This is a genomic window from Pseudomonas sp. JL27(2026) (assembly GCF_056933555.1).
Genome location: NZ_CM167794.1, coordinates 5,337,504 through 5,361,759, shown reverse-complemented (window position 1 = coordinate 5,361,759; position 24,256 = coordinate 5,337,504). Strand labels below are relative to the sequence as shown.

General features: G+C 59.8%; 21 protein-coding genes. 8 read left to right on the top strand and 13 right to left on the bottom strand.

All coding sequences use genetic code 11. The features are described from left to right. Complete coding sequence (gene plsY, locus AC1Z1G_RS24530; RefSeq protein WP_483622910.1) at positions 1 to 570, bottom strand: glycerol-3-phosphate 1-O-acyltransferase PlsY; 570 nt, start codon at positions 568 to 570, stop codon at positions 1 to 3. Positions 571 to 644: 74 nt separating this feature from the next. Here plsY and folB point away from each other — a divergent pair, with 74 nt between their 5' ends. After that, positions 645 to 998: a dihydroneopterin aldolase gene (folB, locus tag AC1Z1G_RS24525; RefSeq protein ID WP_347902338.1), complete on the top strand. Its 354-nt coding sequence runs from the start codon at positions 645 to 647 to the stop codon at positions 996 to 998. Beyond that, positions 989 to 1,507 (top strand): 2-amino-4-hydroxy-6-hydroxymethyldihydropteridine diphosphokinase, encoded by a 519-nt coding sequence (gene folK / locus AC1Z1G_RS24520; RefSeq protein WP_483622908.1) that lies wholly within the window; start codon positions 989 to 991, stop codon positions 1,505 to 1,507. Before folB ends, folK begins: the two co-directional genes overlap by 10 nt. A gap of 82 nt (positions 1,508 to 1,589) precedes the next feature. On the opposite strand, the gene AC1Z1G_RS24515 is transcribed toward folK, so the two are convergent. The 11 genes from AC1Z1G_RS24515 to AC1Z1G_RS24465 form a co-directional block, all read right to left on the bottom strand. Continuing rightward, positions 1,590 to 2,819 carry a multifunctional CCA addition/repair protein gene (locus tag AC1Z1G_RS24515; protein WP_483622906.1) on the bottom strand — a complete coding sequence of 410 codons (1,230 nt, stop codon included), beginning with the start codon at positions 2,817 to 2,819 and terminating at the stop codon, positions 1,590 to 1,592. Positions 2,820 to 2,882: 63 nt separating this feature from the next. Further along, positions 2,883 to 4,445: a SpoVR family protein gene (locus tag AC1Z1G_RS24510; RefSeq protein ID WP_347902336.1), complete on the bottom strand. Its 1,563-nt coding sequence runs from the start codon at positions 4,443 to 4,445 to the stop codon at positions 2,883 to 2,885. Next, positions 4,442 to 5,713: a YeaH/YhbH family protein gene (locus AC1Z1G_RS24505; protein ID WP_483622904.1), complete on the bottom strand. Its 1,272-nt coding sequence runs from the start codon at positions 5,711 to 5,713 to the stop codon at positions 4,442 to 4,444. The genes AC1Z1G_RS24510 and AC1Z1G_RS24505 overlap by 4 nt, the downstream gene beginning before the upstream one ends. Positions 5,714 to 5,922: 209 nt before the next feature. Continuing rightward, on the bottom strand, positions 5,923 to 7,845 hold the full coding sequence (locus tag AC1Z1G_RS24500; protein WP_145014440.1) for a PrkA family serine protein kinase: 1,923 nt from the start codon (positions 7,843 to 7,845) through the stop codon (positions 5,923 to 5,925). 285 nt (positions 7,846 to 8,130) lie between these two features. Continuing rightward, on the bottom strand, positions 8,131 to 8,460 hold the full coding sequence (gene glpE / locus AC1Z1G_RS24495) for a thiosulfate sulfurtransferase GlpE (protein ID WP_483622902.1): 330 nt from the start codon (positions 8,458 to 8,460) through the stop codon (positions 8,131 to 8,133). Positions 8,461 to 8,475: 15 nt separating this feature from the next. Further along, on the bottom strand, positions 8,476 to 9,357 hold the full coding sequence (locus AC1Z1G_RS24490; RefSeq protein ID WP_483622900.1) for a symmetrical bis(5'-nucleosyl)-tetraphosphatase: 882 nt from the start codon (positions 9,355 to 9,357) through the stop codon (positions 8,476 to 8,478). After that, complete coding sequence (apaG, locus tag AC1Z1G_RS24485) at positions 9,357 to 9,737, bottom strand: Co2+/Mg2+ efflux protein ApaG (protein WP_347902332.1); 381 nt, start codon at positions 9,735 to 9,737, stop codon at positions 9,357 to 9,359. Before apaG ends, AC1Z1G_RS24490 begins: the two co-directional genes overlap by 1 nt. 118 nt (positions 9,738 to 9,855) lie before the next feature. After that, on the bottom strand, positions 9,856 to 10,674 hold the full coding sequence (gene rsmA / locus AC1Z1G_RS24480) for a 16S rRNA (adenine(1518)-N(6)/adenine(1519)-N(6))-dimethyltransferase RsmA (protein ID WP_483622898.1): 819 nt from the start codon (positions 10,672 to 10,674) through the stop codon (positions 9,856 to 9,858). Continuing rightward, complete coding sequence (gene pdxA / locus AC1Z1G_RS24475) at positions 10,671 to 11,660, bottom strand: 4-hydroxythreonine-4-phosphate dehydrogenase PdxA (RefSeq protein ID WP_483622896.1); 990 nt, start codon at positions 11,658 to 11,660, stop codon at positions 10,671 to 10,673. The genes rsmA and pdxA overlap by 4 nt, the downstream gene beginning before the upstream one ends. Beyond that, positions 11,657 to 12,979 carry a peptidylprolyl isomerase SurA gene (gene surA, locus AC1Z1G_RS24470; protein ID WP_483622894.1) on the bottom strand — a complete coding sequence of 441 codons (1,323 nt, stop codon included), beginning with the start codon at positions 12,977 to 12,979 and terminating at the stop codon, positions 11,657 to 11,659. The genes pdxA and surA overlap by 4 nt, the downstream gene beginning before the upstream one ends. Next, positions 12,954 to 15,770 carry an LPS-assembly protein LptD gene (locus tag AC1Z1G_RS24465; RefSeq protein WP_483622892.1) on the bottom strand — a complete coding sequence of 939 codons (2,817 nt, stop codon included), beginning with the start codon at positions 15,768 to 15,770 and terminating at the stop codon, positions 12,954 to 12,956. Before AC1Z1G_RS24465 ends, surA begins: the two co-directional genes overlap by 26 nt. 131 nt (positions 15,771 to 15,901) lie before the next feature. Between AC1Z1G_RS24465 and AC1Z1G_RS24460 the strand changes: the two genes are divergently transcribed. The 3 genes from AC1Z1G_RS24460 to AC1Z1G_RS24450 are packed head-to-tail and all read left to right on the top strand — an operon-like array spanning position 15,902 to position 18,364. Further along, positions 15,902 to 16,927 carry an aminoglycoside phosphotransferase family protein gene (locus AC1Z1G_RS24460; protein WP_483622891.1) on the top strand — a complete coding sequence of 342 codons (1,026 nt, stop codon included), beginning with the start codon at positions 15,902 to 15,904 and terminating at the stop codon, positions 16,925 to 16,927. Further along, on the top strand, positions 16,924 to 17,595 hold the full coding sequence (gene murU / locus AC1Z1G_RS24455) for an N-acetylmuramate alpha-1-phosphate uridylyltransferase MurU (RefSeq protein ID WP_483622889.1): 672 nt from the start codon (positions 16,924 to 16,926) through the stop codon (positions 17,593 to 17,595). Before AC1Z1G_RS24460 ends, murU begins: the two co-directional genes overlap by 4 nt. 1 nt (position 17,596) lies before the next feature. Further along, the gene (locus AC1Z1G_RS24450) at positions 17,597 to 18,364 is read left to right on the top strand and encodes a TerB family tellurite resistance protein (protein WP_483622887.1); all 768 of its coding nucleotides are present in this window, start codon (positions 17,597 to 17,599) and stop codon (positions 18,362 to 18,364) included. 141 nt (positions 18,365 to 18,505) lie between these two features. Here AC1Z1G_RS24450 and AC1Z1G_RS24445 read toward each other — a convergent pair whose 3' ends face one another. Beyond that, complete coding sequence (locus tag AC1Z1G_RS24445) at positions 18,506 to 19,498, bottom strand: alpha/beta hydrolase family protein (protein ID WP_483622885.1); 993 nt, start codon at positions 19,496 to 19,498, stop codon at positions 18,506 to 18,508. Between the two features lie 73 nt (positions 19,499 to 19,571). Between AC1Z1G_RS24445 and AC1Z1G_RS24440 the strand changes: the two genes are divergently transcribed. The 3 genes from AC1Z1G_RS24440 to AC1Z1G_RS24430 all read left to right on the top strand — a co-directional run bounded on the left by AC1Z1G_RS24440 (position 19,572) and on the right by AC1Z1G_RS24430 (position 24,232). Next, complete coding sequence (locus AC1Z1G_RS24440; protein ID WP_483622883.1) at positions 19,572 to 21,968, top strand: PAS domain-containing sensor histidine kinase; 2,397 nt, start codon at positions 19,572 to 19,574, stop codon at positions 21,966 to 21,968. A 137-nt stretch (positions 21,969 to 22,105) separates the two neighbouring features. Further along, positions 22,106 to 22,735, top strand: a complete 630-nt coding sequence (locus AC1Z1G_RS24435) for a response regulator (RefSeq protein WP_483622882.1) — start codon at positions 22,106 to 22,108, stop codon at positions 22,733 to 22,735. A 372-nt stretch (positions 22,736 to 23,107) separates the two neighbouring features. Further along, the gene (locus AC1Z1G_RS24430; RefSeq protein WP_483622880.1) at positions 23,108 to 24,232 is read left to right on the top strand and encodes an ABC transporter ATP-binding protein; all 1,125 of its coding nucleotides are present in this window, start codon (positions 23,108 to 23,110) and stop codon (positions 24,230 to 24,232) included. Positions 24,233 to 24,256 lie beyond the last annotated feature (24 nt).

The following is a 24,256-nucleotide window of genomic DNA, read 5'->3' as shown; positions in this document are numbered from 1 at the left end:
TTAAAAATGCCGTTCGCGCCCGGCAAACAGGTCGCGTAGATTGCCGCGATGCCGCCACACGATCAGCCCTGTCAGGGCGCTCATGGGCAACAAGGCCGCAGGCTCTTGCCAGGCCAGCAGTGGCAGGGTCAGGGGCGTGGCGATCAGCGCAGCCAGCGAGCTGGTGCGGGTGAGGTAGAAGGTCAGTAGCCAGGCACCGATGGCCAGGAGTGCGGCGGGCGGGTAAAGCCCCAGCAGCATGCCGGCCGCGGTGGCGACACCTTTGCCACCGCGAAAGCGGAAGTACAGCGGGAACAGATGGCCTATGACGGCGCAGACGCCGACCCAGGCCTGTTGTTGCACTGAAAGGCCTGCAAGCGCGGCGATCAGTACGGGCAACAAGCCTTTGCAGAGGTCGCCGAGCAAGGTCAGGATGGCGAGTTTTTTGCCGGCCAGACGCAACATGTTGGTGGCGCCGGCATTGCCGGAGCCACTCATTCGCGGATCGGGATTACCGGTCAGGCGGCTGAGCAAAATGGCGAAGGACAGCGAGCCGAGCAGGTAGGCGAGAATCGCCAGTAACCAAAACATGCTAACCATTCCGGGCGAGGACGCCCTGATTCTAACGGCGCATTGCGCCCTTGTCGTGCTGCGGAGAAGAGTGCTTGGACAGAGTGTTTATCGAGGGCCTGGAAGTCGACACGGTGATCGGTGCCTACGACTGGGAGCGCGGCATCCGTCAGTGCCTGCGGCTTGATCTGAGCTTCGCCTGGGACAATCGCCCGGCAGCGGCCGGTGATGACCTGACCCTGGCGCTCGATTACGCCAGCGTTTCGGCGCGTATTCAGGCGTTTGCCGAACAGGCGCAGTTTCAACTGGTTGAAACCTTTGCCGAGCGTCTGGCCGAAGTCTTGATGAGTGAGTTCAAGATTACCTGGCTGCGTCTCAAACTGACCAAGCCCGGGGCTGTTCCGGCGGCTACGGGTGTGGGCGTGGAGATTGAGCGCGGATGTCGCTGACTCAGGTTTTCCTTGGCCTCGGCAGTAATGTCGAGCGTGAAGCCCATTTGCAGGCGGGGCTGGAAGCGCTTGCCGGTTTTCTGGTGGATATTCGCTGTTCGGCGGTGTTCGAGAGCCAGCCGGTGGGCATCAAGAGCGAGCCGTTTTTCAATTTTGTGGTGTCGGCCTACACCAATCTGCCACTGATGGAGCTGGACCGGCGCTTGAAGTTCATTGAGGCGGATAATGGTCGCTATGCGCCGGACCGCAAAGGTTTGCCGCTGGACATCGACGTGCTGCTGTATGGCGAGTTGGCAGGCAACTTCGATGGGCTGATCCTGCCGCGTGCGGAAATTCTGAAAAACGCCTTCGTGCTGTGGCCGTTGTCGCTGATTGCGCCGGACAGGGTGCATCCGGGCGTAGGCAAGAGCTTTTCGACGTTGTGGAGTGAGGCGCAGATTGATCAGGTGCTGGCGCCGGTTGCGTTTGAGTGGCGTGGTGAGCAGTTGACCCCTTCAAATTTGTTGTGAGACGGATGACGTCTTCGCGGGCAAGCCTGCCCCCACAAGTTCTATGCAAAACCCTGTGGGGGCGAGCCTGCTCGCGATGCTTTCAAACTACCGCCGCGTCTTTGTAGGATTTCAATGCTTTCAGGCGCTCACGCTTGATTGCCTCGCCCAACCCTGGCCCCTTGAATCCCTTCTCCAGCAACGGCTGAACGGCAATGCCTCGCGCTACGGCGGCCGCCCCACGCAAATAATCCGCTTGTGGATAACTTCTCTGCTCCAGTCCTTTGCGGCCTCGTGCGTCCATCTCGCAGGCGGCAATGAACTCTTCAAAGCGCTGAGGCCGACGGTAAACGTCGAAACTCTGTAGCAGCTCCAGCAAGGTGGATGCTTTCAGTTCCAGCGCCCGGTGACCATGGGTGTGGTATTCGCCCACCAGCAACGCCAATTCCTGACAGTCTTTCGGTGCCTTGAAGCGTTCGTTGACCGCTTTGATCAGCTTCAAACCCTTGTGTTCATGGGCGATGTGCCGAGGCCATTCTTCTTCTGGTGTCAGGCCTTTGCCCAGGTCATGCAGTAAGCAAGCCCAGCGTACGGTCAGCGGTTGTTGGTGCAACGCAGCCTGCTCCAGCACGCTCAGCGTATGGATACCGGTGTCTATCTCCGGGTGGTGGGCTTCAGGCTGTGGCACGCCAAACAGTGCATCAATCTCTGGCATCAGGACTTTCAGCGCGCCGCAGTCACGCAGCACCTGGATAAACACCTGTGGCTGATCTTCCATCAGGGCGCGGGAGATTTCTTTCCAACTGCGCTCGGCTGTCAGGGCTTCAAGTTCGCCTGATTCGCTGAGTTGGCGCATCAGTTCCAGGGTTTCAGGGGCGACAGTAAAACCCAGCTCGGCATAACGAGCAGCGAAGCGGGCGACGCGTAGTACTCGTAGGGGATCTTCGGCGAACGCGGGAGAAACATGACGAAGTAGGCGGGCATCGAGGTCGCGCTGGCCGTGGTAGGGGTCGGTCAGGTTGCCGTGATCGTCCTCGGCCATGGCATTGATTGTCAGGTCGCGGCGGATCAGGTCTTCTTCCAGTGTGACTTCGGGGCTGGCATGGAAGGTGAACCCGCCATAACCCCGTCCGCTCTTGCGTTCGGTGCGCGCGAGGGCGTATTCCTCGCCACTTTTTGGATGAAGAAACACCGGAAAATCCGCGCCGACCGGGCGGAAGCCTTTGGCAAGCATCTCTTCGGTGGTCGCGCCCACCACGACCCAGTCGATATCGGTCACCGGCTTGCCGAGCAAGCGATCACGAACCGCACCGCCGACTTTATAAATCTGCATAAAAAACCTCCGTAAGCCCGACAGGATAACCCTTGCGTCGAACTTTCGGAGGTCGGGCTTGCATCACAGGTGAATGACTGCCAGGTCCAGTCGGCCGTAATCCCCTTCGTTGTGATCACCTCTGGGCGGTACATGGTGGGTTTTCATGAGCTGGTCGCCTTGCAGCGTCTCCAGGTGTATGTCGAACCCCCACAGCCGGTGCAGGTGCTTGAGGACTTCATCAGTGGAGTCGCCCAACGGTTTACGGTCATGTTGTTGGTGGCGCAGGGTCAGCGAGCGGTCGCCACGGCGGTCGATGCTGTAGATCTGCACGTTGGGTTCGCGGTTACCGAGGTTGTACTGCGCCGCCAGGGTTTCACGAATGATCCGGTAGCCTTCTTCATCGTGAATCGCAGGCACCAGCAGGTCGTCCTTTTGATCGTCATCGAGAATGCTGAACAGTTTCAGGTCGCGGATCACTTTGGGTGACAGGTACTGCAGGATGAAACTCTCATCCTTGAAGCTGCTCATGGCGAACTTGATACTCGACAGCCAGTCGGTCCCGGCGATTTCCGGGAACCAGCGGTAGTCCTCTTCGGTGGGTTCTTCGCACATGCGCCGGATGTCGCGGTACATGGCGAAACCGAGGGTGTAGGGGTTGATTCCGTTGTAGTAAGGGCTGTCGAAGCCGGGCTGGAAGACCACGCTGGTGTGTGATGTCAGAAATTCCATCATGAAGCCGTCGGTTACCAGGCCCTCGTCGTACAAGTCGTTCATCAGTGTGTAGTGCCAGAACGTTGCCCAGCCTTCGTTCATGACCTGGGTCTGGCGCTGAGGGTAAAAGTACTGGGCGATCTTGCGCACGATCCGCACGATTTCCCGTTGCCATGGCTCCAGCAGCGGGGCGTGTTTTTCGATGAAGTAGAGGATGTTCTCCTGCGGCTCGGCGGGAAAACGGGCGTTGTCCTTCTCGTTGTACTTGTCGGCGCCTTTGGGGATGGTTCGCCACAGGTCGTTGATCTGCTTTTGCAGGTGTTCTTCACGGTCCTTTTGCCGGCGCCGCTCTTCTTCGGCGGAAATCGGATACGGGCGTTTGTAGCGGTCGACACCGTAGTTCATCAAGGCATGGCAGGAGTCCAGCAGGTCTTCTACCGCGTCGATGCCATGGCGCTCTTCGCATTGCATGATGTACTGCTTGGCGAATACCAGGTAATCGATGATCGAGCTGGCATCGGTCCAGGTGCGGAACAGGTAGTTGCCCTTGAAGAAGCTGTTGTGGCCATAGCAGGCGTGGGCAACCACCAGGGCCTGCATGCAGATGGTGTTTTCTTCCATCAGGTAGGCAATGCACGGGTCCGAGTTGATCACAATCTCGTAGGCCAGCCCCATCTGGCCGCGACTGTAGGATTTTTCGGTGCTGAGGAAGTGTTTGCCATAGGACCAATGGTGATAGCCCAGTGGCATGCCGACAGACGCATAGGCGTCCATCATCTGTTCGGCGGTGATCACCTCGATCTGGTTGGGGTAGGTATCCAGCGCATAGCGGTTCGCGATACGGCTGATTTCGCGGTCGTAGGCCTGGATCAGCTCGAATGTCCATTCGGAGCCGGTGGAAATGGGTTGGCGCTTCTGCTCTTTGGCGGTCATGTCACTAACCTGCGCTGGAAGAGTTCACGGAAGACCGGATAGATATCGCCGGCCGAAACCAGTTGCTGCTGGGCGAACGTGTCGGAGAACGCTTCGCTGATACGCTCGTATTCGTACCACAAGGCCTGGTGTTCGCGCGGGGTGATCTCCACATAAGTGTAGTACTGCACGAATGGCATGATCTGGTTGATCAGGATGTCGCGGCAGATCGGCGAGTCGTCGTTCCAGTTGTCCCCGTCGGACGCCTGTGCGGCGTAAATGTTCCAGTCGTTGCTGGGATAACGCTCGGCCATGATCTCCTGCATCAGTTTCAGGGCGCTGGACACGATGGTGCCGCCGGTTTCGCGAGAGTAGAAGAACTCTTCTTCGTCGACTTCGCGGGCACTGGTGTGGTGACGAATGAACACCACATCGATTTTCTCGTAGTTACGCTTGAGGAACAGGTACAGCAGGATGAAAAACCGCTTGGCGATGTCTTTGGTGGCCTGGGTCATGGAGCCGGAAACGTCCATCAGGCAGAACATCACGGCTTTCGAGCTGGGGTTTGGCTGCTTGATCAGCAGGTTGTACTTGAGGTCGAACGTGTCGAGAAACGGCACGCGATGGATTCGCGCACTCAAGCGTTCAATTTCTGCTTCGATGGTCTGAATATCGCCGAAGTTGTCGGGCTCTTCCCGTTTAAGTCGGGCCAGTTCATCTTTGGCATCCTTGAGCTTTGCCCGGCTGCTGCCAGACAGCGCGATACGCCGTGCATGGGCCGAGCGCAACGTGCGGATGATGTTGATCCGAGACGGGTTGCCCTCGTTGCTGATACCGGCGCGCACGGTTTTGAAGGTGTCGGTGCCACTCAGGTTGCGCTTGACCAGGTTCGGCAATTCCAGGTCCTCGAACATGAACTCAAGGAATTCTTCCTGGGTGATCTGGAAGACGAACTCGTCCATGCCCTCGCCGGAGTTGCCGGCCTTGCCCGGACCTTTTCCCCCGCCACCACCTGGTGGGCGGGCGATATGCTCGCCGCTGGTGAATTCCTTGTTGCCCGGATGCACGACAGTCTGCTTGCCGCCGCGACCATGGTGAAGCACCGGCTCATCGATATCCCGGCCGGGAATGCTGATTTGCTCGCCGTGCTCCATATCCGTGATGGAGCGCCGGCTGACCGCCTCTTCGACGGCCTTTTTGATGTGGTCACGGTAACGCCGCAGAAACCGCTGACGGTTTACCGTGCTCTTGTTCTTGCCATTGAGACGTCGGTCGATCACATAGCTCATGACTGCTCCTTAGAAGCTGTCTTGAGAAATCGCGAGCAAGTCTGGCTGTAAGGGGCGCAGGGTAGGGCCGCGCGGTTATGCGCCTTCCGTACCTGTTGCGCGTTGCCTGGGCTTCGCTGTCGATTTCCAAACACCTTCCAGAAACCTGTGTAACAGAAATTGTGTACACAGGCTCCGGGCTAACGACAACCGGTCTGACCGGCAGCGGGTTACTGCGATTTCCTGACTCGCAGATACCACTCGGACAGCAGTCGTACCTGTTTGTCGGTGTAACCGCGCTCGACCATCCGTGTAACGAAGTCGTTGTGTTTTTGCTGGTCCTCTTTGCTGGCCTTGGCGTTGAAGCTGATGACCGGCAGCAGATCCTCGGTGTTCGAGAACATTTTCTTCTCGATGACCACCCGCAGCTTCTCGTAGCTGAGCCAGGTTGGATTCTTGCCGTTGTTGTTGGCCCGGGCACGCAGGACGAAGTTGACGATTTCGTTGCGGAAATCCTTCGGATTGCTGATGCCTGCCGGTTTTTCGATTTTTTCCAGCTCTTCGTTGAGGGCTACACGATTGAGGATCTCACCGGTTTCCGGGTCGCGGTATTCCTGATCCTGAATCCAGAAGTCCGCGTAAAGCACATAGCGGTCGAAGATGTTTTGACCGTATTCGCTGTAGGACTCCAGGTAGGCGGTCTGAATCTCTTTGCCGATGAACTCGATGTAACGCGGCGCCAGATACTCTTTGAGGAAGCGCAGATACCGCTCGCGGGTTTCCGCCTGGAATTGTTCCTGCTCAATCTGTTGTTCCAGCACATACAGCAGGTGTACCGGGTTCGCGGCGATCTCGTGCGGGTCGAAGTTGAAGACTTTCGACAGGATCTTGAAGGCGAACCGGGTCGACAGGCCGTTCATGCCTTCGTCGACGCCCGCCGTGTCGCGGTACTCCTGGATCGACTTGGCCTTTGGATCGGTGTCCTTGAGGTTTTCGCCGTCATACACGCGCATCTTCGAATAGATGTTCGAGTTTTCCGGCTCCTTGAGGCGTGAGAGCACGGTGAACTGGGCGAGCATCTTCAAGGTGTCGGGTGCGCAATGAGCCTTGGCCAGGGAGCTGTTGAACAACAGCTTGTCGTAGATCTTCACTTCGTCGCTGACCCGCAGGCAGTACGGTACTTTGACGATGTAGATCCGGTCGATGAACGCTTCGTTGTTCTTGTTGTTGCGGAAGGTGTGCCACTCCGATTCGTTGGAGTGGGCCAGCAGGATACCGGTGAACGGGATCGCGCCCAGACCCTCGGTGCTGTTGTAGTTGCCTTCCTGGGTGGCCGTCAGTAATGGGTGCAGCACCTTGATCGGTGCCTTGAACATTTCGACGAACTCCATCAGGCCCTGGTTGGAGCGGCAGAGTGCACCCGAGTAGCTATAGGCATCGGCATCGTTCTGCGGGAATTCTTCGAGCTTGCGGATATCGACCTTACCCACCAGCGCGGAGATGTCCTGGTTGTTTTCGTCACCCGGCTCGGTCTTGGCCACGGCGATCTGGTTAAGGATCGACGGGTAGAGTTTGACCACGCGGAACTGGCTGATGTCGCCGCCGAATTCGGCCAGGCGCTTGGTTGCCCAGGGCGACATGATGGTGTTCAGGTAGCGCCGTGGAATGCCGAAATCCTCTTCGAGGATCGCGCCATCTTCTGTGGCGTTGAACAGCCCCAGGGGCGACTCGAATACCGGCGAACCCTTGATGGCATAGAAGGGCACTTTTTCGATCAGCTGTTTGAGTTTCTCGGCCAGGGACGATTTGCCGCCACCGACAGGGCCCAGCAGGTAGAGGATCTGTTTCTTCTCTTCCAGGCCCTGCGCAGCATGGCGGAAGTAGGAGACGATCTGGTCGATGCACTCTTCCATCCCATGGAAGTCTTCAAAGGCCGGATAGCGACGGATCACCTTGTTGGAAAAAATGCGCGACAGTCTCGAGTTGGTCGAGGTGTCGAGCAGTTCCGGTTCGCCGATTGCCAGTAGCAGACGTTCGGCGGACGAGGCATAGGCGCTGCGGTCCTTTTTGCACAGTTCCAGATACTCTTGCAGCGTGAGTTCTTCCTGGCGCGTGGACTCGAAGCGTTGTTGGAAGTGGCTAAAAATACTCATGACGTCACCTCGCTCGATACGTGGAGCCGACGTCGGATCAGTCAGTCGATGCTGGCAAGCAGCTGAAATGCAGCTGCTGTCTACCCCCCAGAACACCTTCAAAGCTATCGACCTTGAAAGCTACTCCCGATGATCCGCATGCCGGTGTACCGGCTCTCCCCTGTTTTGGATGGCCTGAGGCTAAGGATAGTTCGGAATCCGGGAGGCAAAGAGGCAATGCGTAATTTGTTGTGACGGACCGTTCGTCAGCCCACGGCGGGCGTGGGCTGGCGCGTGTAAAAAAATTTATTCGGCAGGGGTTTGCGAGATTTCTGAAGGAAAAGTCGTACGCCACAGCTCGAAACCACCGTCCATGCTGTAGACGTCGCAGAAGCCCTGGCTGACCAGATAGGCTGCCGCACCCTGGCTGGAATTGCCGTGATAGCAGACCACGACGGTTGGTGCATCAAGGTCGGCGGCGCTGATGAAGGCGTGCAGTGAGTGGTTGTCCAGGTGCTTTGAGCCGCTGATGTGGTTCAAGGCGAAAGTCTGGGGATCACGGACGTCGACCACGACGGCGCCTTTTTCGCGCAGGGCCTGGACCTGCTCTGGGGGGATGCGTTTGAATTCGCTCATGGCGGGCTCCTGAGCCTAGCGCTTGGCGCTGGCTGACAATTGATTGGGGGTGGCGGGTGCGATGGTCGGCATGAGGCGGCCTTCGTCATCGCATTCGCAATTGAGGCGCTGGCCGGTGTCGACGTTCATCAAGGTCAACGAGCCTCCCCAGACACAGCCGGTGTCGAGGGCAAAAACGCCGGGTTCGTTGCATTGGCCTTCCAGGGCTGCCCAGTGACCGAAGATGATCTTCAGCCCCTTGGTCTTGCGCTCCTTGTGCTTGAACCAGGGGGCATAGCCGGGGCGCGCGGTCTCGGCGCCTTCCTTGCCCTTGAGGTCAAGCTTGCCTTCGCTGGTGCAGAAGCGCATGCGGGTGAAATAGTTGGTAATGACCCGCAGGCGGGTAACGCCCTTGAGGTCGTTATCCCATTTCGCCGGCTCGTTGCCGTACATGCCATCCAGGTAAGGTGCGATAAGGTTATCGTCGCGCAGGGCGGCCTCGACTTCGGATGCACACTTTAAAGCTTTGCGCAGGGACCATTGCGGCGGGATGCCGGCATGCACCAGCGCCATGTCGCGTTGTTCGTCGTAGTGCATGAGCTTTTGCTGGCGCAACCACTCAAGCAGCTCCCTGGCGTCCGGGGCTTCGAGGATTTCGTGCAGGGTATCAGCTTTCTTCAGGCGTTCGATGTTGTGGCCGGCGGCCAGCAGGTGCAGGTCATGGTTACCCAATACGCACACCAGCGATTCGCGGATGCTATAGAGATAGCGCAGGGTTTCGAGCGACTGCGGGCCGCGGTTGACCAGATCGCCGACCAGCCACAAACGATCCTTTGCAGGGTCGAATGCCACCTGTTTGAGCAGGCATTGCAGGGGGGCAAGACAACCTTGCAGGTCGCCCACGGCGTACGTTGTCATTAATGCAGGGCTCCGGGCACCGCCAGACGGAACGGCGCGATGACGGCGTCGAAGTGTTTTCCGTCTTCAGCGAGCATCTGGTAAGTGCCTTGCATGGTGCCGACTCGCGTGGTCATCACAGTGCCGCTGCTGTAAGTGTGGCTTTTGCCAACGTCGATCAGCGGTTGCTGACCCACGACACCGGCACCGCGAACCTCTTCGACATGCCCGTCGCCATCGGTGATGACCCAGTGCCGGGAGAGCAACTTGGCCGGGACCTGGCCGTTGTTCTGTACGGTAATGGTGTAGGCGAAGGCAAAGCGGTTGTGCTCGGGTTGCGACTGTTCTGCCAGAAAGCGGGTGACGACGCTGACGTCGACCTGATAACGAGGATCGGACATGCAAAAGGCCTTTAGAGCGAAGCGCGGGGCGTAACTGATTGAGGTCAGTCTAGGCCAGGTATCGGGTAGTAAACCAGACTGTGCGCCTGGTGTCCTACCCGATAACGCTCAAGGGCTGTCAGTCGGCGGCGGGCGTCGTGTTGACTTGTTCGCTGAGCTTGTCGGCCAGGCGAACGAACGCTGCCAGATCGAGCTGCTCGGGACGCAGGCCGCCATCGACGCCAGCGGCTTCGATTTCAGCGTTGCTCAGCAGCAACTTGAGGGTGTTGCGCAGGGTTTTGCGGCGCTGGTTGAAGGCTTCGCGAACGACGCGTTCCAGCAGGCGATGATCCTTGGCCGGGTGTGGCAGCACGTCGTGTGGCACCAGGCGGACGATTGCCGAGTCGACTTTGGGTGGCGGGTTGAATGCGCCGGGGCCAACGTTGAACAGGTGTTCAACCCGGCAGTGGTACTGAACCATGATCGACAGACGACCCCAATCACCACCGCCAGGACCGGCGGCCAGGCGCTCGACCACTTCCTTTTGCAGCATGAAGTGCATGTCGCGGATGATGGCTGCGTTGCTCAGCAGGTGGAAAATCAGCGGCGTGGAGATGTTGTACGGCAGGTTGCCGACGACGCGCAGGCTGTTAGGGGCCGCATTCAGGCTGTTGAAGTCGAACTTCAGCGCATCGCCCTGGTGCAGGTTGAAATTGCTCTTGCCGGCGAACTGCTGGTTGAGGATCGGGATCAGGTCCTTGTCCAGTTCCACCACGTCCAGTTGGGCGCCGCTGTTGAGCAGGCCTTCGGTGAGCGCACCCTGGCCCGGGCCGATTTCCAGCAGGCGGTCTTCAGGCTTGGCGCGGATAGCGCGCAGGATACGGTCGATAACGCCGGCATCGTGCAGGAAGTTCTGGCCGAAGCGCTTGCGCGCCCGGTGTTGATAATGCTCGGTCATAAACGGGTCTCGGCCATCTGATAGGCGGTTTCCAGGGCGACGTGCAGGCTGCCGGTGTCGATTTTGCCGCTGCCAGCCAGGTCCAGGGCAGTGCCGTGGTCGACTGAAGTGCGGATGATCGGCAAGCCCAGGGTCACGTTGACTGCCGCGCCGAAGCCTTTGTATTTCAGCACGGGCAAGCCCTGGTCGTGGTACATCGCCAGCACTGCATCGCAGTGCTCCAGATATTTGGGGGTAAACAGAGTGTCGGCGGGCAGGGGGCCACGCAGGTCCATGCCTTCGCCGCGCAGACGCTCCAGGGTGGGTTCGATGATATCGATTTCTTCATGGCCCAGGTGTCCGCCTTCACCTGCATGCGGGTTGAGCCCGCAGACAAGGATACGCGGCCGGGCGATGCCGAATTTTTGTTGCAGGTCGGCGTGCAGAATCCGTGTGACCCGCTCCAGTCGCTCCACGGTGATTGCATCGGCAACTTCGCGCAGCGGCAGGTGAGTGGTGACCAGGGCTACGCGCAAACCGCGGGTAGCCAGCATCATCACCACTTGTTGGGTGTGGGTCAGGTCGGCAAGAAACTCGGTGTGGCCGGAAAAGGCGATCCCGGATTCGTTGATCACGCCCTTGTGCACCGGGGCGGTGATCATGCCGGCAAAGTGCCCATCCAGGCAGCCCTGGCCTGCACGGGTAAGGGTTTCCAGGACAAACGCGGCATTGGCCTTGTCCAGCTGACCGGCCGTGACCGTGGTGTTGAGCGGCGTATCCCAGACATACAGGCTGTTGGCGGGTGCCGGAACGTCCGGCCAATGGTCGGGGGTGACCGTCAGCAGGTCGACGACCACGCCCAGCTGCGCGGCCCGCTCAAGGAGCAGGTCACGGCTGGTAATGGCAATCAGGGGGTGTGGCTGGGCTTGCGAGGCGAGCAGCAGGCACAGGTCAGGACCTATGCCGGCCGGTTCACCGGGTGTCAGCGCGAAACGCTTGGGTTTCACTGCTTTGCCTGGTCTGCACCAGGGAGTTTGATCTCTACATAGGCTTCGTCGCGGATCTGACGCAGCCAGGTTTGCAGCTCTTCGTCGTATTTGCGGTTACGCAGTACGGTCATCGCTTGCTGTTCGCGGGCCTGGGTGGTGCTGTCGGTGGCGCGGCGGCCAAGGACTTCCAGTACGTGCCAGCCGTAAGGGCTCTTGAAGGGCTTGGACAGTTGCCCTTGCGGGGTCTTGGCCATTACTTCGCGGAATTCCGGTACGAGCGAGTTCGGGTCGATCCAGTTCAGGTCGCCACCGTTAAGGGCGGAGCCTGGATCTTCCGAGTAGCTTTTTGCCAGGTCGGCAAAGTCTTCGCCCGCTTCGATGCGGTCGTAGAGCTTCTGTGCCAGGCGCTTGGTTTCTTCTTCGCTGCGGATTTCGCTTGGTTTGATCAGGATGTGGCGAACGTGGACTTCGTCACGTACCTGATTGCCGCCGCCGCGCTTTTCCAGCACTTTCAGAATAATGAAGCCGCCAGGTGTGCGTGCCGGTTGAGTGATCTCACCCACGGACATGGCGCTCAGCTCACGATCGAAAGGAGGTGGCAGTTGAGCAGCTTTACGCCAGCCCATGTCGCCGCCTTCCAGTGCGTTGTCGCTCGCGGATTTGGCAATGGCCAATTGAGCGAAGTCTGCACCTTGCTTGAGCTGCTGATAGATCTCCATTGCCTGACGAGCGGCATTCTGAATCGCTTCAGAGTTGGCGCTTTCGGGCGTCGGAATCAGGATGTTGGCCAGGTGCAGCTCTTCAGAGAGCTGAACTTTGCCAAGGTCGGAGGCGAGGAAGTTCTTCACTTCCTGCTCGGACACCTGAATGCGCTCGGCTACACGGCGTTGACGAACACGGCTGATGATCATTTCACGGCGAACCTGGTCACGGGCGTCGTCGTAAGACAGGCCGTCGTGTGCCAGGGCGGCGCGGAACTGATCCACGGTCATGTTGTTGCGCTGGGCAATGGTGCCGATCGCCTGGTTCAGTTCTTCATCGGTGATGCGGATGCCGGAACGTTCGCCGATCTGCAGTTGCAGGTTTTCGACGATCAGGCGCTCCAGCACCTGTTGGTCCAGTACGCCGGGCGGCGGAGTGCCGCCGCCGCGCTTGGCGATGGTTTGCTGAACTTCATGCACCCGTTGGTCCAATTGGCTCTGCATGACCACGTCGTTGTCGACGATGGCCACCACTTTGTCGATGGACTGTACTGCGGCATTGGCCGCAGTACCCAGGAACAACGCGCCCAGCATCAGCGGGCGCAGACAATCAGAAAGCTTGGTCTTCACGTTCACGATAACCCTTGATGCCTTGGTCGAGGAAACTCTCTACTTTCTGGCCAACAACGCCACCAAGTCCCTTCAGCACAATTTGGAGGAAAATGCCGCGGTCGCCGCTTTCGTTTTGCGGAGCCTGCTGGCTGAACTCGTCATACTTGATCCAGTAACGGCTGATCAGGCGCAGCTTCCAGCAGCAGTTGTCGTACTCGAAACCACCAATAGCGTCGAGCGTGCGGTTGCGGCTGTAGTCGTATTGCCAACGGCTGATGGCGTTCCATTGCGGCACGATCGGCCAGATCACGGAGAAGTCGTGCTGCTGGATCTTGTAGTAGTCCTTCACGAAACCAGGAGTGCCCGGGGTGCCATAGTCGCCGCCACCCACAATCCACTTACCGGTAGATTCGTCGTAACGAATCTGGTCGTTGCGATAGCGATAGCCGGCGTTGATGATTTTGTTCGGGTTATCTTCAGGCTGGTAATGGAACATCGCGCTGCCCGAACGAGTGCTGCGGCTGTCAGGGTCCCAGTTGTAGTCGGCCGTGGCGCGCCAGTCGCGGTTGAAGCGATAGGCGTATTCCAGTGCGTATGGAGACACGTTGGAATGTGCGTCGGCGCGCGTTTTGGCATCGATACCTGGCAGTTGTACTTCGCGGTCCTTGAAGTACAGGGCCTGGCCAACACTGATAGTTTGACGTTCGAAGCCATTGTCTTCGATCCAGCGGTTGGTCACGCCCAGGGACAGTTTGTTCTCATCCCCTACGCGGTCGGAGCCGGTGAAGCGATTATCGCGAAACAGCGACGAATAGTTGAACGTGCTCTCGCCAGAGTCGAATACCGGGATGTCTTCCTGATTGGTCTCTGGGACGTACAGGTAGTACAAGCGTGGTTCAAGCGTCTGCCGGTAGTTTTTGCCGAACCATGACGTATTACGGTCGAAGTAAAGACCACTGTCGATGCTGGCAATAGGGACGCTACGGTTCTGGGAGCCACTGAAGTTGCCGCCGATGTAATCGGTGCCGTTTCGTGCTGCGGCTGCGCGTGCATCGTCAATCTGGACCTTGCCCAGATTATCGAGGCTGAGGTCGTATTGGGTGTACTTGTACTTGAGCGACGGCTTCACGAAGCCGTAGGTCCAGTTCAGTGGCAGGCTGACGGTCGGTTCAAGATCCAGGCGATTACCGTTGGCCCGTGCCAGGCCGGTAACGTTTCTGTCCAGTCGACCTTGATCGACGCCATCCTTGTCGAAGTAGCTACCGGTTAGCAGGTCGCGATCAAAACGCACGATTTCCGTGTTGTACGAGAAATCCAGACCGCCCGGATGTTGCGGCAGTTCACCTACGAAGGTGATCTGTGGCAGGCGGTTGTACGGCGTAATGTTGGAGACCGTTGCCAGCTCATAAGCCTGGGCATTGATGCGTGCGCGGTAGGTATCGCCACGGTAAGTAACGACGCCCTGCTGGTTAACGTATTCGTGGGAAGCCTTGATCCCGATTTGATCACTTTCCAGATCCTGGAAGTAGTACGGGTCGCTGATCTTGGTGTAGTCGACCTCTGTCATCAGGCGCGAATCAAGCCCACCCTTGTGCTGCCAGTTGAGCATGTAGCGGTTTTTTTCGTAGTCGCTCTGCTTGCTGCGATCGGTATTGTCGTCGTTGAGGTACGCCGCGCCGAACTGACCTTCGCTGGACTTGGTCAGGTAGCGGAACTCGCCTTCCATCAGCAGGCCACGCTTGCTCATATAGCGCGGGTACAACGTGGCATCGTAGTTCGGCGCCAGGTTGAAGTAGTACGGGGTGACCAGCAACATGCCGGTGTCGGTACCGGTGCCGATGGTTGGCGGCAGGAAGCCGGACTGGCGACGGTCGTCGATCGGGAAATAGATGTACGGGGTGTAGAGCACCGGAATGTCTTTGACCCGCAGCGTCACGTTGGTCGCGGTGCCGAAGCCGGTCGCCGGGTTCAGGGTGATGTTGTTACCCTTGAGCTGCCAGGCGTTGCTGTTCGGTTCGCACGTGGTGTACGTGCCGTCCTTGAGACGGATGATCGCGTTTTCAGCACGCTTGGCGTACAGCGCGTTACCGCGGATGCGTGACTTGTGCATCACGTATTCGGCGTTGTCGACCTTGGCTTCACCCGTGTCGAGCTGTACGTCGGCATGGTCGCCAACGAGCAGCGCGCCGTTATCGCGGATCCGCACGTTGCCGCTGAGTTCGCCACGGTTCTCGGCCTGATACAGGTTGGCCTCGTCGGCCTCGACCTGCATGCTGCCCTGGCGCATGACGACGTCACCGGCCAGGGTCGCGACCTGTTGCTCTTGCTGGTAGCGCGACGCCTTGGCACCGATGAAGGTCGGCGCGTCACTTTTATTCGTCTTGTCATTCATGCCAGGACGAATCGGTTCGATATAGGAACCAGAGCAATAAGGACCGGTTTCAGCCAATTGCGCAGCGGTGAGCTTGTCGCGCGGAACCCAGTCGAGGTGACTGTAGTCTTCGCTGCGCGATTTCAGGCCACGACCTTTGGATTCGGTGACCAGGACCGGTTTGGGCCCCGAGTCGTCGCTGGCACTGGTGCCCGCTGCCGATTCGTTGTTCGATGTGACGGCGCTCCCGTCATGCACGGGGCGCGGCGGCAATTGGGCTGCGCTGGTTTTCGGCGCGCAGTCCCAGGCACCCGAAGCAGAGACTGAGCAGTCATACTGTTCGGCGGCGACCACATACGAAGTGGCTAGAGGTTGCATGGCCAGCAAACTGCCGGTTACCAGCAACGGAAATTTTTTACGAAACGCGGGGGATTTCAATGCCATCTTATTAGTCCGGGCTTCCTGCGTGCCATCTGCCCGCGGTGGTGGGCCGCACGCCTCTCGATGGTCTGAAAAAGATGCTGGATAATAAAGCATGACCCGCTTGACGGCTAGCGCCGTCGGAGACCCTTGCAATGCCTGACCAAGATGTACGCTTGCAACACCTGAAAGTTTGGCTCGATGAGCAGTTGGCAATTGTGTTCGCCGATCAGGGCTGGGGCGCCGTGCCCCCGGCCACGTTGACTTCGGCCAGTAGTGACGCGAGTTTTCGACGCTACTTCCGGTGGGAGGGCGGCGGTAAAAGCTTTGTCGTGATGGACGCTCCGCCGCCACAGGAGAACTGCAAACCCTTCGTGGATATCGCCTTTTTGCTGGCGCAGGCGCATGTAAACGTGCCGAAAATATACGCAGAAGACCTCGAGCGCGGGTTTCTTTTGCTCAATGACCTGGGCACCCAGACCTATCTGGACGTGATCGACAGCAGCAATGCCGATGATTTGTTCGATAAAGCGCTGCAGGCGTTGCTGGCTTTTCAGCAGTTGCCGATGGTCGCGCCGCTGCCCAGTTATGACGTGGCGTTGCTGCGCCGTGAGCTGGAATTGTTCCCCGAGTGGTATGTGGGGCGCGAGTTGGGCGTGAAATTCGATGCCGGGCAACAGGCCTTGTGGCAACGCGTGAGCGATCAACTGATCGACAGCGCACTGGCCCAACCCAAGGTGCTGGTGCATCGCGACTATATGCCGCGCAACCTGATGATCAGCGAGCCAAACCCCGGCGTGCTGGACTTCCAGGACGCGGTCTACGGCCCGGTGACCTATGACGTGACGTGCCTGTTCAAGGACGCGTTTCTCAGTTGGCCCGATGAGCGGGTGCGCGGCTGGATGGCCGACTACTGGCAGCAGGCCGGTGCGCTGGGGATCCCCGTGCAGCCGGATTTCGACGAGTTCCTGCGGGCCAGTGACCTGATGGGTGTGCAGCGTCACCTGAAAGTCATCGGGATTTTCGCCCGCATCTGTCACCGTGACGGCAAACCGCGTTACCTGGCCGATGTGCCGCGCTTCTTTGCTTATATAGAAGCCGTCCTGGCCCGGCGTCCAGAACTGGCCGACCTGGGCGAGTTGCTTGCAAGCCTGCGGGCTGCGGTTGGAGTCTGCGCATGAAGGCAATCATTCTCGCGGCAGGCAAGGGCGAGCGAATGCGGCCCTTGACCCTGACCACGCCCAAGCCGCTGGTGCGCGTCGGCGGTGTACCGCTGATCGAGTATCACCTGCGGGCGCTGGCGGCGGCGGGCTTCACCGACATCGTCATCAACCACGCCTGGTTGGGCCAGCAGATCGAGGATTACCTGGGCGACGGCTCGCGCTTTGGCTTGAGCATCCAGTATTCGCCTGAAGAGGCGCCGCTGGAGACGGGTGGCGGGATCTTCCGGGCCTTGCCGCTGCTGGGAGATGAGCCGTTTGTGGTGGTCAACGGTGATATCTGGACCGACTACGACTTTGCAACACTGCGCCAACCCCTCGCAGGCGAGGCGCACCTGGTGCTTGCGGACAACCCGGAGCATCACCCGACAGGTGATTTCAGCCTGGTCGACGGCCAGGTGCAAGAGGGTCAACTTGCTGCCGATACGCTGACCTACAGTGGTATTGCGGTGTTGCACCCGAAACTCTTCGCGGCCTGTACCGATGGTGCTTTCAAACTGGCCCCGCTGCTGCGCGCCGCGATAACGAAAGGTCAGGTGAGCGGTGAGCACTTGTCTGGGCACTGGGTCGATGTGGGCACTCACGAACGTTTGGCGCAAGTCGAAAAATTGTTAGAAGCGAGCTACTGATATGTTGTGGCCAGGGACTCTGATCGGAGCCGGAGCGGGCTTTGCCATAGCCAGCATTCCGGGGGCCATGCTCGGCGCATTGTTGGGGCAGGCGTTGGACCGACGCCTGCAACTGCAAAGCCTCGCGCATTTGCGGGAACGTTTGGGCGGTCGTGCGCAGTTGCGTAACGACGAGCTGTTGTTTGTGTTGTTGGGGCGATTGGCCAAAAGCGATGGCCGGGTAGTCGACGGGCACATCCAGCAGGCGCGTCAGGAAATGCGCTCGCTGGAGATGACGGAGTCGGCGCAAAAGCGTGCCATTGCGGCGTTCAATCGAGGTAAGTCCGGGAACGACCGGTTACGTGGATACCTGCGGCGTTTGAAGGCGCAGCCTTTTGCGGCGGAAGGTGTGTTACGTGCCTGTTGGCGGATGATCTGGGCCGATGGCCGCATTGGCGCCAGTGAGCGCGAGCTGATTGCACAATGGGGCCGCTGGCTCGGCTGGACGCCGGAGCAGGTGCAGTCGTTGTCCGCTGAATACGAACCCCATCGGAAACCCTTGGTCAGCAGCGCTACCGCTTACAAAGAAGCGATGTTGCTGCTGGGGGTGACGGCGAACAGTGAGCCGTCGCAGATCAAGCGCGCCTATCGGCGGCTGCTCAGTCGCCATCACCCGGACAAAGTGGCGGGTTCGGGCGCCAATCTGATACAGGTGCGTGAAGCCACTGAAAGAACCCGAGAGTTGCATAGCGCCTACACATTGATTCGCGAGCGACGGGATTTTCGGTAGAGCAATAGATTGTGTTGTCTCTTAAGCCGCCATCGCGAGCAAGCCCGCTCCCACATTAGATCTTCAGTAGACACAACATGTGTGTATGACCGCGATCAACTGTGGGAGCGGGCCTGCTCGCGATGGGGGCGACGCGGTCTATCAATCCGCGGCGGGCTGCGGGCTCAACCAGCCGCGTACGCGGCGAAACAGTTGTTCCTGTTCAGCGGCGCTGTTGCCGGGCAGGGCCTTGAGGGGGATTTGGCTGAACCGCGAGGCTTTCAGGCGTTTGCTGGCTTGTAAGCGTTCGAGGGCTGCGGCGCGCGTCAGCGGTTTGTCCTTGTAGAAAATATCCGCAGTGGCCAGCTTCAGGGTCGGCGTCAGTTCGGCCAGTTCAGGCTTGGCACCGACTGGCGTTTGCGCCGCCACCATCACGAACTTCTCGATTTGCGCAGGCTGTTTTTCGCTCAGGTAGCGTGCGGCCCAGTAGGCACCGGTGCCATGCCCCAGCAGTACGACGCTGCGCGCGCTTTGCTGTTCGGCAAAGGCAATCGCGGCATCGATGCGCGCAAAGATCCGCTCGGCGTCGGCCTTGGCTTTCTCTTCAACGGTGTCGACGGTCGGCCGGTCAGTGACTTCGCCTTCGCCGCCGGCCACCTGCTCGATGGGGGCTGCGGTGCTGGCGTCTTTGCTGGCAGGGTCGGTTTTGACGGGCGCCGGTGCGGCCTCGACAGCGCGTGCCTGGGCGGCGTCGCTTTGCAGGTCCGGCAGCGTCAGGCTCAGGCTGCCCCAGTCGGCATCCGGCAGTTTGTGGCGCAATGGGCTGATTGCCTGAGGCCAGTCCGCCGTTTCACCCGCCCCCGGAATGATGATGACCGCGCCTTTGGGCTCGCTGGTGTTCGCCGGTTTCCACAGGGCCAGGAAGCTGTCGCTGCCGGTTTGCAGCTGCTGTTGTTCCTGGGCGGGAACAATTCGCTCAAGGGCCGTAGCTTCTTCCTGACTACGCTCAAGCAATGGCTGGCGTTCGGCCGGTTTGTCTTCTGTAGGTTTTTCCGTGGCGGCGGGTGCCGGGTCGGCAGCCTGAACGGAAAACGCACAAGGCAGGATCAACGACAGGCACAATGCTGGCAGTGCCAGGCGGTAAACAGGGGGCATCGGATATTCCAGGCCAGAAGTAATCCCGGCAGCCTAATGGGTTGGTCAGTATTTGTCAGTGTGTGAGAGTTCGATGATGCGTTTTCGCTGCCTGTGGGTTATCGGCTGTTTATGGCTTCCCTTGATGGGGTGGGCGGCGCCCGCACCGGTGGCGGCGGGCGCGCCGTTGACGGTCGAACAGCGCCAATGGCTGGCGCAGCACGCGCAACTGCGGGTCGGCCTGGTGCTGCAAGCCCCTTACGCGCAGTACGACCGGCGTTTGCAGCGCTTGTCTGGCGCCAATGTCGAATTGATGCAATGGCTGGGCAAGACGCTCAACGTCGAACTGAGCTGGCGCCACTTCGCCGACCTGGCGCAACTGGAGGCGGCGTTGCGCGACGGCGAGATCGACCTCGCCCCCGGCCTGACACAAACCCCGGCGAGCCTGCGCCTCTGGCAATTCTCCGACCCGTACATGCGGGTCCCGCAACTGGTGGTTGGCGAGCAGAAAGGTGCCGGCGCCGTGGAACTGGAAAAGCTCGACAGCCAATCCCGGGTAGTGGTGCGGATGCCCAGCGCCATTGCGGACTATCTGCGGGCCACTTATCCCAACTTGAACTTGCAAGGTGTGCCGCAGGAGCGTCAGGCCTTGCAACTGTTGCTGAGCCAGCAGGCGCGTTACGCGGTGATCGATGAGGCGCAGCTCAGCCGTTTGTCGGCCGAACCCGAGTTCGTCGGGCTGGCGGTGGTGGGCGATATCGGTTTGCCGCAATTGCTGCGAGTGGCGACCCGGCGCGACTGGCCGCAACTGGCCGATATCGTCGAGCGCGCCTTGCATGCGATCCCCGGCAAGGACCTGGAGCAACTGCACACCCGTTGGCTGCAACCCAAGTACCCTCGGTTGGCCGAGTCCCGGGGCTTTTGGCAGAACCTGTGCCTGCTGTTGGCGGTGTTGTTGCTCGCCAGCATGGCCTTCATGTTGTGGCAGCGGCGCCAGCAGCGTGCGCTGGAACTGCTGCTGGTGGCTGCCCGGGAAGACATTGCCCTGCGCGCGGCCAGCGAAGAATCCCTGCGCCTGACGCAGTTCTCCATCGATCAAAGTACGGTCGGGATCCTCTGGGTCAACTGGGACAGCCATGTCCGCTACGCCAACCCGGCCGCTGAGGCCATGCTCGGTTACGCGCCGGGCGAGGTCATTGACCGGCCGTTGATCGATTTTGAGCCGGGCCTGCACATGGACCGCTGGCTGAACCTGTGGAAAAGCGCCCGGACGAGCGAGGACGCGCCGCAAAGTTTCGAAACCCACTGCGTGCGGGCCGACGGCAGCATCCTGCCGGCAGACGTGTCCTTGAGTTTTCTGCGCTTTCGCGACGGTGAGTATTTGGTGGTTTACCTCAACGATGTCACCGAACGTCGACGAGCACTGGCGGCCCTGCAAGAAAGTGAGGCGCGATTGCAGGGCATTGCTGCCAACGTGCCGGGTTTGGTCTTTCGTCTGGAAAGGGCACCACTGACCGGGCAAATCGACTTTGCCTACATCAGTGAGGGCAGCGAGGGCCTGGTGGGTTATTCACCGGCTACCTTGAGTCATCGCGACAAGGGCCTGCGCAGTCTGGTGCACCCGGACGACAAGGCCAGCTACCACCAGACCCAGGATCATGCACTGGACACCGACAGCGACTGGTCATGGCAAGGACGGATTCTTACGCGTCAGGGCGAGCAGCGCTGGGCCGAGATCAAGGCCATTACCCGTCGGCTGGAGGACGGTACGTCGGTGTGGGACGGGATTGTCTGGGACATCAGCGAAAGCAAGCGCATTGAACTGGAACTGGCCAGCTCCCGCGAGCAATTACGCGAATTGTCGGCGCACCTGGAAAGCGTTCGCGAGGAGGAAAAGGCCCGCATTGCCCGAGAGGTTCACGATGAGCTGGGGCAGATGCTCACGGTGTTGAAGCTCGAAACCTCGATGTGTGAGTTGGCCTACGCCGAGTTGGACCCAGGGTTGAGCGAGCGCCTCAACAGCATGAAACGCCTGATTGCCCAGTTGTTCCAGTTGGTGCGGGACGTGGCCACAGCCTTGCGTCCGCCGATTCTCGATGCCGGGATCGCCTCGGCCATCGAATGGCAGGCCCGACGTTTCGAGGCGCGTACGCAGATTCCGTGCCTGGTGCAAGTCCCCGACAACCTGCCGGCGTTGAGCGATGCCAAGGCCATCGGCCTGTTCCGGATTCTTCAGGAGGCGCTGACCAATGTCATGCGCCATGCCCAGGCGCATACTGTCGAATTGACGCTGGTGCTGGAAGGTGGCGAGTTATGCCTGACCATCAGTGATGATGGTGTAGGGTTTGTCCCTTCCACCGGCAGGCCGACGTCCTTTGGCGTGGTCGGCATGCGCGAGCGGGTGTTGATCATGGGCGGGCAGTTGTCCCTTGACAGTGAGGTAGGGGAGGGGACGACGTTGAGTGTGCGAGTGCCGCTTGATGAGACCTGAAACGCTTGGAGTGTCTGTACTGGCGCTTCGCGAGCAGGCTCGCTCCCACAGGGGATTTGTGTACGCCGCCTATCAAATGTGGGAGCGAGCCTGCTCGCGAATGATCTTGGCTCTGGATAACAAAAGTGGAGAAAAACGTGATCCGTGTACTGGTAGCCGAAGACCACACCATCGTTCGCGAAGGCATCAAGCAGTTGATCGGCCTGGCCAAGGATTTGCGGGTGGTGGGGGAGGCGAGCAACGGCGAGCAATTGCTGGAGACCTTGCGTCATGTGCCCTGTGAGGTGGTGCTGCTCGACATCTCGATGCCCGGCGTCAACGGGTTGGAGGCGATCCCCAGAATCCGTGCGCTGAACAATCCGCCCGCGATTCTGGTGCTGTCGATGCACGACGAAGCCCAGATGGCCGCCCGGGCATTGAAGGTTGGCGCGGCCGGCTATGCCACCAAGGACAGCGACCCGGCGCTGCTGCTGACGGCGATCCGCAAAGTCGCAGCGGGCGGGCGTTACATCGACCCCGAGCTGGCGGACCGCATGGTCTTCGAAGTCGGCCTGACGGATTCCCGGCCCCTGCATTCGTTGCTCTCGGAGCGCGAGTTTTCGGTGTTCGAGCGCCTGGCACAGGGCGCCAACGTCAACGATATCGCCCAGCAACTGGCCCTGAGCAGCAAAACCATCAGCACCCACAAGGCGCGGTTGATGCAGAAACTCAACATCACCTCCCTGGCCGATCTGGTGAAATACGCGATGGAACACAAACTCCTCTGAATTCCCCGACCTTCCCTGTAGGTCCTGATACCACAAGTCAAAGGTGGGAGCGGGCTTGCTCGCGAAAGCAGTCTGCCAGTTGACATATGTGCTGAATGTTACGCCGCCTTCGCGAGCAAGCCCGCTCCCACAGGGGATGACGTATCCATTTACGACATCCCTCCAGAACTGCTTTTGCCGGCTTTTGTGGCTTGCAGCCTGATGCTGGCCACTATCGCTTATCGACATACCCAATCCCGCCATCCTTGTAGGGCAATCCCTACGCTCGACCTTCCATCCGGCTGAGGCGATTCTCTCCTGCACCCCGATTTGCACGGTTGGAACCAGCCACTAGGCTTAATCCACAGCCGTCAAAACAACAAAGGTGTGGGTATGAGCGAGGTCGATTCAAGCGTTGGGGCCAGTGATGTCCTGGTCAGCTTTCGTGGTGTGCAAAAGAGCTACGACGGCGAGAACCTCATCGTCAAAGACCTCAACCTGGAAATTCGCAAAGGCGAATTTCTCACCTTGCTCGGGCCGTCCGGCTCCGGCAAGACCACCAGCCTGATGATGCTCGCCGGTTTCGAAACCCCGACCGCGGGCGAAATTCTGCTGGCCGGGCGCTCGATCAACAACGTGCCGCCGCACAAACGCGATATCGGCATGGTGTTCCAGAACTACGCGTTGTTCCCGCACATGACCGTCGCCGAGAACCTGGCGTTCCCGCTGAGCGTGCGCGGGCTGAACAAAAGCGACGTGAGTGACCGGGTCAAGCGTGTGCTGAGCATGGTTCAGCTCGACGCGTTCGCCCAGCGCTACCCGGCGCAGCTTTCCGGTGGTCAGCAGCAGCGAGTGGCGCTGGCCCGGGCGCTGGTGTTCGAGCCGCAACTGGTGCTGATGGACGAACCGTTGGGCGCCCTGGATAAACAGCTGCGTGAACACATGCAGATGGAGATCAAGCACCTGCACCAGCGCCTCGGCGTGACGGTGGTCTACGTGACCCACGACCAGGGCGAAGCCCTGACCATGTCCGACCGTGTGGCGGTGTTCCACCAGGGCGAGATCCAGCAGATCGCGCCACCGCGCGAACTCTATGAAAACCCCCGCAATACCTTCGTCGCCAACTTCATTGGCGAGAACAACCGGCTCAATGGCCGTTTGCACAGCCACGATGGCGACCGCTGCGTGGTCGAGCTGGGGCGCGGTGAGAAGGTCGAGGCGCTGGCGGTGAACGTCGGCAAGACCGGCGAGCCGGTGACCTTGTCCATTCGTCCGGAGCGCGTGAGCCTCAACGGCGCCAGCGATCAATGCATTAACCGCTTCTCAGGGAGGGTGGCGGAATTCATCTATCTGGGCGACCACGTCCGGGTTCGCCTGGAGGTCTGCGGCAAGACCGATTTCTTCGTGAAACAGCCCATCGCCGAGCTGGATCCGGCGCTGGCGGTCGGAGACGTGGTTCCGCTTGGCTGGCAGGTCGAACACGTTCGCGCGCTCGATCCGCTTTTAGAGGCGAATTGATCGCCCCCGCAACACCAACACCAA

Coding starts and splice junctions, on each gene's coding strand:
- AC1Z1G_RS24500 (WP_145014440.1), bottom strand. CDS start 7,845: ATGAGTATTTTTAGCCACTTCCAACAACGCTTCGAGTCCACGCGCCAG.
- AC1Z1G_RS24465 (WP_483622892.1), bottom strand. CDS start 15,770: ATGGCATTGAAATCCCCCGCGTTTCGTAAAAAATTTCCGTTGCTGGTA.
- AC1Z1G_RS24490 (WP_483622900.1), bottom strand. CDS start 9,357: ATGACAACGTACGCCGTGGGCGACCTGCAAGGTTGTCTTGCCCCCCTG.
- AC1Z1G_RS24460 (WP_483622891.1), top strand. CDS start 15,902: ATGCCTGACCAAGATGTACGCTTGCAACACCTGAAAGTTTGGCTCGAT.
- AC1Z1G_RS24450 (WP_483622887.1), top strand. CDS start 17,597: ATGTTGTGGCCAGGGACTCTGATCGGAGCCGGAGCGGGCTTTGCCATA.
- AC1Z1G_RS24445 (WP_483622885.1), bottom strand. CDS start 19,498: ATGCCCCCTGTTTACCGCCTGGCACTGCCAGCATTGTGCCTGTCGTTG.
- rsmA (WP_483622898.1), bottom strand. CDS start 10,674: ATGACCGAGCATTATCAACACCGGGCGCGCAAGCGCTTCGGCCAGAAC.
- AC1Z1G_RS24505 (WP_483622904.1), bottom strand. CDS start 5,713: ATGAGCTATGTGATCGACCGACGTCTCAATGGCAAGAACAAGAGCACG.
- AC1Z1G_RS24510 (WP_347902336.1), bottom strand. CDS start 4,445: ATGACCGCCAAAGAGCAGAAGCGCCAACCCATTTCCACCGGCTCCGAA.
- AC1Z1G_RS24430 (WP_483622880.1), top strand. CDS start 23,108: ATGAGCGAGGTCGATTCAAGCGTTGGGGCCAGTGATGTCCTGGTCAGC.
- glpE (WP_483622902.1), bottom strand. CDS start 8,460: ATGAGCGAATTCAAACGCATCCCCCCAGAGCAGGTCCAGGCCCTGCGC.
- plsY (WP_483622910.1), bottom strand. CDS start 570: ATGTTTTGGTTACTGGCGATTCTCGCCTACCTGCTCGGCTCGCTGTCC.
- AC1Z1G_RS24440 (WP_483622883.1), top strand. CDS start 19,572: ATGATGCGTTTTCGCTGCCTGTGGGTTATCGGCTGTTTATGGCTTCCC.
- folK (WP_483622908.1), top strand. CDS start 989: ATGTCGCTGACTCAGGTTTTCCTTGGCCTCGGCAGTAATGTCGAGCGT.
- murU (WP_483622889.1), top strand. CDS start 16,924: ATGAAGGCAATCATTCTCGCGGCAGGCAAGGGCGAGCGAATGCGGCCC.
- AC1Z1G_RS24515 (WP_483622906.1), bottom strand. CDS start 2,819: ATGCAGATTTATAAAGTCGGCGGTGCGGTTCGTGATCGCTTGCTCGGC.
- apaG (WP_347902332.1), bottom strand. CDS start 9,737: ATGTCCGATCCTCGTTATCAGGTCGACGTCAGCGTCGTCACCCGCTTT.